Annotated in this window: 9 protein-coding genes and 1 rRNA gene; 9 read left to right on the forward strand and 1 reads right to left on the reverse strand. The window is 69.8% G+C overall.

The window, feature by feature from the left end; all coding sequences use genetic code 11:
* Positions 1–300 precede the first annotated feature (300 nt).
* The 5 genes from RM572_RS08650 to RM572_RS08670 all read left to right on the forward strand — a co-directional run bounded on the left by RM572_RS08650 (position 301) and on the right by RM572_RS08670 (position 6,133).
* Positions 301–2,532, forward strand: coding sequence for a polyribonucleotide nucleotidyltransferase (locus tag RM572_RS08650; RefSeq protein WP_311672666.1), 2,232 nt, complete (start codon positions 301–303; stop codon positions 2,530–2,532).
* A complete protein-coding gene (locus RM572_RS08655; RefSeq protein ID WP_311672667.1) occupies positions 2,529–3,908 on the forward strand; it encodes a M16 family metallopeptidase in 1,380 nt (459 codons plus the stop codon). The genes RM572_RS08650 and RM572_RS08655 overlap by 4 nt, the downstream gene beginning before the upstream one ends.
* A 37-nt stretch (positions 3,909–3,945) precedes the next feature.
* Complete coding sequence (gene dapB, locus RM572_RS08660) at positions 3,946–4,698, forward strand: 4-hydroxy-tetrahydrodipicolinate reductase (protein ID WP_311672668.1); 753 nt, start codon at positions 3,946–3,948, stop codon at positions 4,696–4,698.
* A gap of 4 nt (positions 4,699–4,702) precedes the next feature.
* Positions 4,703–5,158 carry a hypothetical protein gene (locus RM572_RS08665; RefSeq protein WP_311672669.1) on the forward strand — a complete coding sequence of 152 codons (456 nt, stop codon included), beginning with the start codon at positions 4,703–4,705 and terminating at the stop codon, positions 5,156–5,158.
* A gap of 87 nt (positions 5,159–5,245) precedes the next feature.
* A complete protein-coding gene (locus RM572_RS08670; RefSeq protein ID WP_311672670.1) occupies positions 5,246–6,133 on the forward strand; it encodes a 3-hydroxyacyl-CoA dehydrogenase family protein in 888 nt (295 codons plus the stop codon).
* Between the two features lie 82 nt (positions 6,134–6,215).
* Here the strand turns inward: RM572_RS08670 and RM572_RS08675 are convergent, their stop codons facing one another.
* Positions 6,216–6,797, reverse strand: coding sequence for a hypothetical protein (locus RM572_RS08675; RefSeq protein WP_311672671.1), 582 nt, complete (start codon positions 6,795–6,797; stop codon positions 6,216–6,218).
* Between the two features lie 255 nt (positions 6,798–7,052).
* Here RM572_RS08675 and thyX point away from each other — a divergent pair, with 255 nt between their 5' ends.
* From thyX to RM572_RS08695, 4 genes are all read left to right on the forward strand, one after another.
* On the forward strand, positions 7,053–7,745 hold the full coding sequence (thyX, locus tag RM572_RS08680; protein ID WP_311672690.1) for an FAD-dependent thymidylate synthase: 693 nt from the start codon (positions 7,053–7,055) through the stop codon (positions 7,743–7,745).
* A 242-nt stretch (positions 7,746–7,987) separates the two neighbouring features.
* Positions 7,988–8,887, forward strand: coding sequence for a 4-hydroxy-tetrahydrodipicolinate synthase (dapA, locus tag RM572_RS08685; protein ID WP_311672672.1), 900 nt, complete (start codon positions 7,988–7,990; stop codon positions 8,885–8,887).
* Between the two features lie 120 nt (positions 8,888–9,007).
* Positions 9,008–10,693, forward strand: a complete 1,686-nt coding sequence (locus tag RM572_RS08690; RefSeq protein WP_311672673.1) for a ribonuclease J — start codon at positions 9,008–9,010, stop codon at positions 10,691–10,693.
* 393 nt (positions 10,694–11,086) lie between these two features.
* A 16S ribosomal RNA gene (locus tag RM572_RS08695) occupies positions 11,087–11,897 on the forward strand; the annotation flags it as partial.

Raw genomic sequence — 11,897 nt, forward strand, 5'->3', positions numbered from 1 at the left:
AATACAGGGGAGCGGTTCCCGCGACACGGGAGCCGCTCCCCTCGTATATCTCGTGTGGGGCGGAAGGTGAGTAACCTGGTCCCACAACCACACAGCACAACCGCACGACCCGCACGACCCGAGTAAGGCCGGGCGCGTCCCACGACGCCGGTCCTCGGTAGTGGCCCCCGGACACAGTGGCGCACAGCGCGCCGCACGGAGCCGGGTGCTTCGATCGAAGACCGGCACCGCCCAGGGAGCGTCCCGCCCAGACGGTCCGCCGCCACACGGGCGACGGACGCAGACGAGGAGATATCCCTGGTGGAGAACGAGACCCACTACGCCGAGGCAGTCATCGACAACGGCTCCTTCGGCACCCGCACCATCCGCTTCGAGACGGGCCGCCTGGCCAAGCAGGCCGCCGGCTCCGCCGTCGCGTACCTGGACGACGACACCATGGTGCTGTCGGCCACCAGCGCTTCCAAGAACCCGAAGGACCAGCTCGACTTCTTCCCGCTGACGGTGGACGTCGAGGAGCGGATGTACTCCGCGGGCAAGATCCCCGGTTCCTTCTTCCGGCGCGAGGGCCGGCCCAGCGAGGACGCCGTCCTCACCTGCCGCCTCATCGACCGGCCGCTGCGCCCCTCCTTCAAGAAGGGCCTGCGCAACGAGATCCAGATCGTCGAGACGATCATGGCGCTCAACCCCGACCACCTGTACGACGTGGTCGCCATCAACGCCGCCTCCTGCTCCACGCAGCTGGCCGGCCTGCCCTTCTCCGGCCCGATCGGCGGCACCCGCGTCGCCCTGATCAACGGCCAGTGGGTGGCGTTCCCCACGCACACCGAGCTGGAGGACGCCGTCTTCGACATGGTCGTCGCCGGCCGTGTGCTGCCGGACGGCGACGTCGCGGTGATGATGGTCGAGGCCGAGGCCACCGACAAGACCTTCGAGCTGGTCAAGGGCGGTGCCGAGGCTCCCACCGAGGAGATCGTGGCCGCCGGCCTGGAGGCCGCGAAGCCCTTCATCAAGGTGCTGTGCCGCGCGCAGTCCGACCTCGCCGCCAAGGCCGCCAAGCCGACCGGCGAGTTCCCGATCTTCCTGGACCACCAGGACGACGTCCTCGAGGCCCTCACCTCCGCCGTCAAGGACGAGCTCTCGCAGGCGCTCACCATCGCCGGCAAGCAGGAGCGCGAGGCCGAGCTGGACCGCGTCAAGGGTCTGGCCGCCGAGAAGCTGCTGCCGCAGTTCGAGGGGCGCGAGAAGGAGATCTCGGCCGCCTACCGGACGCTGACCAAGTCCCTGGTGCGCGAGCGCGTCATCAAGGAGAAGAAGCGCATCGACGGCCGCGGCGTCACGGACATCCGTACGCTGGCCGCCGAGGTCGAGGCGATCCCGCGGGTGCACGGTTCGGCGCTGTTCGAGCGCGGCGAGACCCAGATCCTGGGCGTCACCACGCTGAACATGCTGCGTATGGAGCAGCAGCTGGACACCCTCTCCCCGGTGACCCGCAAGCGCTACATGCACAACTACAACTTCCCGCCCTACTCCGTCGGCGAGACCGGCCGCGTGGGTTCGCCCAAGCGCCGCGAGATCGGCCACGGCGCGCTGGCCGAGCGCGCCATCACGCCGGTGCTGCCGACGCGTGAGGAGTTCCCCTACGCCATCCGGCAGGTCTCCGAGGCGCTCGGCTCCAACGGCTCCACCTCCATGGGCTCCGTCTGCGCTTCCACCATGTCGCTGCTGAACGCCGGTGTGCCGCTCAAGGCCCCCGTCGCCGGTATCGCCATGGGCCTGATCTCGCAGGAGATCGAGGGCGAGACGCACTACGTGACGCTGACCGACATCCTCGGTGCCGAGGACGCCTTCGGCGACATGGACTTCAAGGTCGCCGGCACGCGCAACTTCGTCACCGCGCTGCAGCTGGACACCAAGCTCGACGGCATCCCCGCCTCGGTGCTCGCCGCGGCCCTCAAGCAGGCCCGCGACGCCCGGCTGCACATCCTCGACGTGATGAACGAGGCCATCGACATCCCGGACGAGATGTCGCCGCACGCTCCGCGCGTCATCAGCGTCAAGATCCCGGTGGACAAGATCGGCGAGGTCATCGGCCCCAAGGGCAAGATGATCAACCAGATCCAGGAGGACACCGGCGCCGACATCTCCATCGAGGACGACGGCACCATCTACATCGGTGCCACCGACGGCCCGTCCGCCGAGGCCGCCCGCACCACGATCAACGGCATCGCCAACCCGACGATGCCCGAGGTCGGCGAGCGCTACCTGGGCACGGTCGTCAAGACCACCACCTTCGGTGCCTTCGTCTCCCTGCTCCCCGGCAAGGACGGTCTGCTCCACATCTCGCAGATCCGCAAGATCGTCGGCGGCAAGCGTGTGGAGAACGTCGAGGACGTCCTCGGCGTCGGCCAGAAGGTCCAGGTCGAGATCGCCGAGATCGACCAGCGCGGCAAGCTGTCCCTCATCCCCGTCCTGGAGGACGAGGAGAACGGCTCCGACGACGGCGCGGACGGGAAGGACGACGCCTCCCAGTGACGTCCGACCCCCGCGCGACGGCCCGCCCCTCCACCGAGGGGGGGGCCGTCGCCCGTACATCGACGCTCCCGGACGGTGCGACCGCGGCCGACACCGTCCGGCGCACCGTGCTCCCCGGGGGCCTGCGCGTCGTCACCGAGACGCTGCCGACCGTGCGGTCCGCCACGCTGGGCATCTGGGTGCACGTCGGTTCGCGCGACGAGACCCCCGCCCTGAACGGAGCGACCCACTACCTGGAGCACCTGCTGTTCAAGGGCACGCAGCGGCGCTCCGCCCTCGACATCTCCGCCGCGCTGGACGCCGTCGGCGGGGAGATGAACGCCTTCACCGCGAAGGAGTTCACCTGCTACTACGCCCGTGTCCTCGACACCGACCTGCCGCTGGCGATCGACGTCCTCAGCGACATGCTCACCGACTCCGTCATCGACCCCGCCGAGGTGGACGCCGAACGCGGCGTGATCCTCGAGGAGATCGCGATGACCGACGACGACCCCGGCGACTGCGTGCACGACCTCTTCGCCCGCACCATGTTCGGCGACACCCCCCTGGGCCGGCCCGTCCTCGGCACGGTCGACACCGTCAACGGCCTCACCCGCGACCAGATCGCCCGCTTCTACCGGCGGCACTACGACCCCACGCGCCTCGTCGTGGCCGCCGCCGGCAACCTCGACCACGACCTGGTCGTACGCCGCGTCCAGGAGGCCTTCGAACGCTCCGGCGCGCTCGCCCGCAGGGCGGCCGCCGAACCCGTCGGCCCCCGCACCGGCGCCAAGACCCTGCGCGGAGCAGGCCGCGTCGACGTCCTGGAACGCACGACCGAACAGGCCCACCTGGTGCTGGGCATGCCCGGCGTCTCCCGCAACGACGAACGCCGCTGGGCCCTCGGCGTGCTCAGCGCCGCACTCGGCGGCGGCATGAGCTCCCGGCTCTTCCAGGAGATCCGCGAGAAGCGCGGCCTGGCCTACAGCACCTACTCCTACACCTCCGGCTTCGCCGACTGCGGCCTCTTCTCCGTGTACGCCGCCTGCCGCGCGAGCCAGGTGCCGGACGTGCTGAAGATCTGCCGGGACGAACTCGACCAGGTCGCGCGCGACGGACTCACCGACGAGGAAGTGCGCCGCGCCGTCGGCCAGCTCTCCGGCTCGACCGTGCTGGGACTGGAGGACACCGGCGCGCTGATGCACCGGCTCGGCAAGAGCGAGCTGTGCTGGGGGGAGCAGATGTCCGTGGACGAGATGCTCGCCAGGATCGCCGCCGTCACCCCCGACGACGTGCGGGCCGTCGCCCGCGACGTGCTGACCGCCCGGCCGTCGCTCTCGGCCATCGGCCCGCTCACCGACCGGCAGACCGCCCACCTCCACGACGCGGTCACCTGACCGCACCCCCGTACACCCCCGAGGACTTGGAAGACGCATGAGCACGCTGCGGGTCGCCGTCATCGGCGCCAAGGGAAAGATGGGCTCCGAGGCCGTCAAGGCGGTCCGGAACGCCGACGACATGGATCTGGTCGCCGCCGTCGACCGTGACGACGACCTGGCCGCCCTCACCGACGCCGGGACACAGGTCGCCATCGACCTCACCCACCCGGACGCCGTCATGGGCAACCTCGACTTCCTCGTCCGCAACGGCATCCACGGCGTCGTCGGCACCACCGGCTGGACCGACGAACGCCTCGAGACGGTGCGCGCCCGGCTTGCCGAGTCCCCGGACACCGGCGTGCTCATCGCACCGAACTTCGGCATCGGCGCCGTGCTCACCATGCGCTTCGCCGAGCAGGCGGCACGCTTCTTCGAGTCCGTCGAGGTCGTCGAACTGCACCACCCCAACAAGGCCGACGCACCCAGCGGCACCGCCGTACGCACCGCGCAGCTCATCGCCGACGCCCGCCGCGAGGCAGGCTGCGCACCGCAGCCCGACGCGACGTCCACCACCCTGGAAGGCGCCCGCGGCGCCGACGTCGACGGCGTTCCGGTACACGCGGTCCGCCTGCGCGGGCTGGTCGCCCACCAGGAGGTCCTGTTCGGCGACGAGGGCGAGATCTTCACGCTGCGGCACGACTCCATGAACCGCGGCTCGTTCATGCCGGGCGTGCTCCTGGGCGTGCGGCGCGTGGTCTCCGCGCCGGGCCTGACGTACGGTCTCGACGCGTTCATGGACCTGGACTGAGCCCGTGCGCGCCCGCCTCACCTACTTCACCCTCGCCGCCGTCCTGGTCGTCTACTTCGTCCTCGTCGGCGGCCGGGGCGTGGCGCTGATCCGGCAGGGCACGGCGGTCACCGTGGCCTTCGGCCTGGCGGTCCTGGCGCTGCCCGCGATCGGCCTGTGGTTCCTCTGGCACACCACGCGCTTCGCGCGCTCCGCCAATCGGCTGGCGCGCGAACTGGAGGCGGAGGGCGGACTGCCCGAGGACGAACTGCGGCGCACCCCCAGCGGACGCATCGACCGGGACTCCGCCGACGCGGTCTTCACCCGCCGCAAGGCCGAGGCCGAGGCCGAGCCCGGCGACTGGCGCACCTGGTTCCGGCTCGCCGTCGCCTACCACGACGCCCGCGACACCCCCCGGGCCCGCAAAGCCATGCAGCGCGCCATCGCCCTGCACGACGGCCGCGCCCCGCGCGAAGGCTGACCCGGCCGGAGCGGGCGCCGCGCCGTGCGATAGGAACACCTACCGAGGTCACTCCGCCGGTGGCCTGCGACGACAGGGAGGACGCACATGACCGAGACCGGACAGCCGACCGCATCCCCGACCCAGCTGCCGCTCGTCTGCGGCGTCGTCGGCGGCGGGCGGATGGGCGCCGGAATCGCCCACGCCCTGCTGCTCGCCGGCAGCGAAGTGACCCTCCTGGAACGGGACAAGCAGGCCGCCGACGCGGCGGCCGCACGCGTCGAGCGCGCCCTGCGGGCGAGCGCCGACCGCGGCAAGATCGATGACCCGGCCGAGCCGCTGAGCCGGCTCCGCACCGTCACCGCGCACGCCGACCTGGCCGGCAGCGGACTCGTCGTCGAGGCGGTACCGGAGGACCTCGACCTCAAGCTGACGACGTTGCGCGCGGTCGAGGACGCCGTCGCCGCGGACACGGTCATCGCGTCCAACACCAGCAGCATCTCCCTGGACACCCTCGCCCAGGCGCTCGCCCGCCCGGAGCGCATGCTGGGCCTGCACTTCTTCAACCCCGTGCCCGCCAGCAAGCTGGTCGAGGTGGTCCTCGCGCCGTCCACCGCCGACGGTCTCCGCGAGCGCGCGGTCGCCTGGGTGGAGCAGCTGCGCAAGACGGCCGTCGTGGTGCAGGACGCACCGGGGTTCGCCAGCAGCCGCCTCGGCGTCGCCCTCGGTCTGGAGGCCATCCGCATGGTGGAGTCCGGCGTCGCCTCCGCCGAGGACGTGGACGCCGCCATGGCCCTCGGATACGGCCATCCGACCGGGCCCCTCAAGCTCACCGACATCGTCGGCCTCGACGTCCGTCTCGGCATCGCCCGTTACCTGGAGCGGGAACTCGGCCCGCGCTTCGCGCCGCCCGCGCTGCTGGTGGAGAAGGTGGAGGCCGGCCACCTGGGCCGCAAGAGCGGCCGCGGCTTCTACGACTGGTCCCAGGAGGGCTGACCGCCGCGACGCGCAGGAGGCCCCGGCCGGTCCGCCCGGCCGGGGCCTCCTGCACACGCCGAGACCGGCGGCGGGCGGCGACTCAGCGCGCTCCCTGCTCGCCCTGCGCCCCGCGCGCCTCCGCCGACCAGCCCTCTATGACGTCGGCGGCCCGGTCGAACGCCTCCGGACGGTTCAGGAAGTCCGCGTTGTGCGTGGTGAGCTGCGTCCGCAGAGCCGAACCGCCGCGCGCCCGCTCGACCACCAGCGCCTGCCCCTGCACGGTCCGCGGCAGCCCCAGCCACTTCACCGGCTGCTGCGCCGTGCGCACCGCGGCCACCTCCGCCCACGGGAGCGTCACGGTGTACAGCGGCCCGACCTGACGCAGTCCGGCGCCGCTCACCCACACGCCCATCCGCAGCGCGCGCAGCGCCGCGGCCGTCATCAGCGCGGCCACCGCGGCGAAGACGGCGGCGCCGGTGAGCTGCCCCGCCATGGCGAGGATGACCGCGGAGATCAGCACGTACGAGGTGAGCAGCAGCACCACCGCCGCGCCCGCGACCCGCCACGGACCGAGGCGGTACGGGCGCCGCCAGCGTGCGCGCTCTTCGTGCGGGAGCGGACGGTCGGCATCGTGTGCGGGGACGACCGGGGCGTGGTCGGCCGTCAGGAAGTTCAGGGGCACGGCGGTTCCTCGGTCGCGGTCGGTCGGGGCGTGCCCGGTGAGACTAGCGAGACGGCGCCGCGTGAACCACCTCGGGCCGTGGGCCGTGTCCCCGGATGCCCGCATTGTCGGTGGCGGCCCGTAGGCTGAGCGCCGCCGCGAACGCGACGCAGCGGCGCAGCGATGCAGCGGCGCAGCGATGCAAGAACCTGGAAGGAACCGCCGGTGTCCGAAGCCGACAGCAGCACAGCCCCCAGCCCCCGCTTCCGCAGCGACATGACCGTCGAGCTGGTGAAGCACAGCGCGGCCGACACCGACGTGCTGTGGGCCGCACGGGTCTCCACTGCCGGCGAGCAGTCCCTCGACGAGCTGACGAAGGACCCCGAGCGGTCCAAGGGGCTCATCAACTACCTCATGCGCGACCGGCACGGCAGTCCGTTCGAGCACAACTCGATGACCTTTTTCGTCAGCGCACCGCTCTTCGTCTTCCGCGAGTTCCACCGTCATAGGGTCGGATGGTCATACAACGAGGAGTCGGGGAGGTACCGGCAGCTGGAGCCGGTCTTCTACGTGCCGGACGAGGCGCGGAAGCTGGTGCAGCAGGGCCGTCCGGGCAAGTACGAGTTCGTGGAGGGTTCGCCCGAGCAGCTCAAGCTGGTCGAGGGGGCGATGACCGCGTCGTACCAGCAGGCGTACACCGCCTACCTGGAGATGCTCGACGCCGGCGTCGCCCGCGAGGTGGCGCGCGCCGTACTGCCGGTCGGGTTGTACTCCTCGATGTACGCGACGTGCAACGCCCGCTCACTGATGCACTTCCTCGGCCTGCGCACCCGGCACGAGCTGGCGAAGACGCCCTCGTTCCCGCAGCGTGAGATCGAGATGGTGGCGGAGGCGATGGAGGCGCAGTGGGCCGAGCTGATGCCGCTCACCCACGCGGCGTTCAACAAGAACGGCCGGGTGGCGCCCTGACGCCGCGCGGGGGACACGCCGTCCGGCGCGCCGATCGGGTGGGACCGCGGCATCGGGGCCGGTGCCGGAACGCAGCATCGCCCGAGAGGCCGACTGTGTCCGTATTGCACCGTTTCACGAAGTTCCTCTAGGGTGGTTGGACGGACCCGGCACTGCCTGAACCCCCGAGCAGGCAGTGCCGGTGTCCTCTCCGAGAGCCCCGAGGAAGCGACCGGGCGTCCCCTGCGAGTAGCGTGGGACCCATGGCTCCGACCTCCACACCGCAGACGCCCTTCGGGCGGGTCCTGACCGCCATGGTCACGCCGTTCACCGCGGACGGTGCGCTCGACGTCGACGGCGCCCAGCGGCTCGCCGCCCACCTGGTCGACGCCGGCAACGACGGGCTGATCGTCAACGGCACCACCGGCGAGTCCCCGACCACCAGCGATGCGGAGAAATCCCAGCTCGTCCGTGCGGTCGTGGAGGCCGTCGGAGACCGCGCCCACGTCGTCGCCGGAGCCGGTACCAACGACACCGCGCACAGCCTCAAGCTCGCCCGCGAGGCCGAGCATGCCGGCGCACACGGGTTGCTCGCGGTCACTCCGTACTACAGCAAGCCGCCGCAGGAGGGGCTCTACCGCCACTTCACCGCGATCGCCGACGCCACCGAGCTGCCGGTGATGCTCTACGACATCCCCGGCCGCAGCGGCGTCCCCATCAACACCGAGACGATCGTCCGGCTCGCCGAGCACCCGCGCATCGTGGCCAACAAGGACGCCAAGGGCGACCTCGGCCGCGCCAGCTGGGCCATCGCCACCAGCGGCCTCGCCTGGTACAGCGGCGACGACATGCTCAACCTGCCGCTGCTCTCCGTCGGCGCCATCGGTTACGTCTCCGTCGTGGGCCATGTGGTGGCCCCGGAGCTGCGCGCGATGCTGGAGGCCCATCTCAGCGGCGACGTCGTCAAGGCGACGGAGATCCACCAGAAGCTGCTCCCGGTCTTCACCGGGATGTTCCGCACCCAGGGTGTGATCACCTGCAAGGCGGCGCTGGCTCTCCAGGGCCTGCCGGCCGGATCGCTGCGCATGCCGCTGGTGGAGCTGTCGCCCGAGGAGACCGAGCAGCTCAAGCTCGACCTCGCCGCCGGCGGGGTACATCTCTAGACACGGACTTCACAACTGCATACCGCACAACTGCATACCGAGAACACAGGCAAGTGAACACATATCGCTCGCGCCACGTGCCCTCGCAGGGTGCGTGGCGCGAGTGGTGAGGAGAGTCTTTTGAGTCATCCGCACCCCGAACTCGGCCCGCCGCCGAAACTCGCCGAGGGTGGCCTGCGCGTCACTCCGCTCGGCGGCCTGGGCGAGATCGGCCGCAACATGACCGTCTTCGAGTACGGCGGCCGCCTGCTCATCGTCGACTGCGGCGTCCTCTTCCCCGAGGAGGAGCAGCCGGGCATCGACCTGATCCTCCCGGACTTCAGCTCGATCCGCGACCGGCTCGATCAGGTGGAGGGCATCGTCCTCACCCACGGTCACGAGGACCACATCGGCGCCGTCCCGTACCTGCTGCGGGAGAAGCCGGACATCCCGCTGATCGGCTCCAAGCTGACCCTCGCCCTGATCGAGGCGAAGCTTCAGGAACACCGCATCCGCCCCTACACCCTCGAGGTACGGGAGGGACACCGGGAGCGCATCGGCCCGTTCGACTGCGAATTCGTCTCGGTGAACCACTCCATCCCGGACGCCCTCGCGGTCGCGGTGCGCACCCCCGCAGGCATGGTGGTGCACACCGGCGACTTCAAGATGGACCAGCTGCCGCTGGACGGCCGGCTCACCGACCTGCGGGCCTTCGCGCGCCTGGGCGAGGAGGGCATCGACCTGTTGCTGTCCGACTCCACGAACGCCGAGGTGCCGGGCTTCGTCCCCCCTGAGCGGGACATCTCCCAGGTGCTCCGCCAGGTCTTCGCCGGTGCACAGAAGCGCATCATCGTGGCGAGCTTCGCCTCGCACGTGCACCGCATCCAGCAGATCCTCGACGCCGCGCACGAGTACGGCCGACGGGTCGCGTTCGTGGGCCGTTCGATGGTCCGCAACATGGGGATCGCCCGCGACCTCGGCTACCTGAACATCCCGGCCGGCCTCGTGGTGGACGTGAAGACGCTGGACGACCTGCCGGACGACGAGGTGGTGCTCGTCTGCACGGGCTCCCAGGGCGAGCCCATGGCCGCGCTCTCCCGGATGGCGAACCGCGACCACCAGATCCGCATCGTCGACGGCGACACCGTCATCCTGGCGTCGTCCCTGATCCCGGGCAACGAGAACGCGGTCTACCGGGTCATCAACGGCCTGACCCGCTGGGGCGCCAACGTCGTGCACAAGGGCAACGCCAAGGTCCACGTCTCCGGGCACGCTTCGGCGGGCGAGCTGCTGTACTTCTACAACATCTGCAGGCCGAAGAACCTGATGCCGGTGCACGGGGAGTGGCGCCACCTGCGGGCCAACGCCGAGCTGGGCGCGCTCACCGGTGTTCCCCGGGACCGGGTGGTCATCGCCGAGGACGGTGTCGTCGTCGACCTCGTGGACGGCAAGGCGAAGATCAGCGGCAAGGTCCAGGCCGGGTACGTCTACGTGGACGGCCTGTCGGTCGGGGACGTCACGGAGTCCTCGCTGAAGGACCGCCGCATCCTCGGTGACGAGGGCATCATCTCCATCTTCGTGGTGGTCGACAGCAGCACCGGAAAGATCGTCGGCGGGCCGCACCTCCAGTCGCGGGGCTCGGGCATCGACGACAAGGACTTCAGTGCCGTGACGCCGAAGATCGACGAGGCGCTGGCCAAGGCGGCGCAGGACGGCGTGGCGGAGCCGCACCAGCTTCAGCAGCTGGTGCGCCGCGCGGTGGGCCGTTGGGTCTCCGACACCTACCGCCGGCGCCCGATGATCCTCCCGGTCGTCGTGGAGGTCTGACGTCCAACGACGGGCGGGGCGCCTCGATTTGCATCCGGGCGCCCCGCTCCAGTACGTTTACGGCTCCACCGCAACGGGCACCGGGAACAGTCCCGGTGAAAGGTTGCGACCAGGGAATCGGACCGGGAAATCGGAACGAAAAGCTCTGGTAAGGTGGAAAACACCGAAGGGAAGCGCCCGGAGGAGCCTGTGAAAGGGTTCCGATGGAAGCGTCCGTTCCTTGAGAACTCAACAGCGTGCCAAAAGTCAACGCCAGATATGTTGATACCCCGTCCCCCTGTTTGTGGGGGCGTGGTTCCTTTGAAACACAACAGCGAGGACGCTGTGGATCGTCGGGTTATTCCTCCGGCGGTTCCGCTCTCGTGATGTGTCGACCCGGATATCCGGGAAGCATTCACGGAGAGTTTGATCCTGGCTCAGGACGAACGCTGGCGGCGTGCTTAACACATGCAAGTCGAACGATGAAGCCGCTTCGGTGGTGGATTAGTGGCGAACGGGTGAGTAACACGTGGGCAATCTGCCCTGCACTCTGGGACAAGCCCTGGAAACGGGGTCTAATACCGGATATGATCACCGGCCGCATGGTCTGGTGGTGGAAAGCTCCGGCGGTGCAGGATGAGCCCGCGGCCTATCAGCTTGTTGGTGGGGTGATGGCCTACCAAGGCGACGACGGGTAGCCGGCCTGAGAGGGCGACCGGCCACACTGGGACTGAGACACGGCCCAGACTCCTACGGGAGGCAGCAGTGGGGAATATTGCACAATGGGCGCAAGCCTGATGCAGCGACGCCGCGTGAGGGATGACGGCCTTCGGGTTGTAAACCTCTTTCAGCAGGGAAGAAGCGCAAGTGACGGTACCTGCAGAAGAAGCACCGGCTAACTACGTGCCAGCAGCCGCGGTAATACGTAGGGTGCGAGCGTTGTCCGGAATTATTGGGCGTAAAGAGCTCGTAGGCGGCCTGTCGCGTCGGATGTGAAAGCCCGGGGCTTAACCCCGGGTCTGCATTCGATACGGGCAGGCTAGAGTTCGGTAGGGGAGATCGGAATTCCTGGTGTAGCGGTGAAATGCGCAGATATCAGGAGGAACACCGGTGGCGAAGGCGGATCTCTGGGCCGATACTGACGCTGAGGAGCGAAAGCGTGGGGAGCGAACAGGATTAGATACCCTGGTAGTCCACGCCGTAAACGTTGGGAACTAGGTGTGGG

The sequence above is a fragment of the Streptomyces hazeniae genome (assembly GCF_031845485.1).
GTDB classification, from domain to species: domain Bacteria; phylum Actinomycetota; class Actinomycetes; order Streptomycetales; family Streptomycetaceae; genus Streptomyces; species Streptomyces hazeniae.

Bases quoted from the DNA above. Each gene is read 5' to 3' on its own strand.
- dapB (WP_311672668.1), top strand. From the start codon at position 3,946: ATGAGCACGCTGCGGGTCGCCGTCATCGGCGCCAAGGGAAAGATGGGC.
- RM572_RS08670 (WP_311672670.1), top strand. From the start codon at position 5,246: ATGACCGAGACCGGACAGCCGACCGCATCCCCGACCCAGCTGCCGCTC.
- thyX (WP_311672690.1), top strand. From the start codon at position 7,053: ATGACCGTCGAGCTGGTGAAGCACAGCGCGGCCGACACCGACGTGCTG.
- dapA (WP_311672672.1), top strand. From the start codon at position 7,988: ATGGCTCCGACCTCCACACCGCAGACGCCCTTCGGGCGGGTCCTGACC.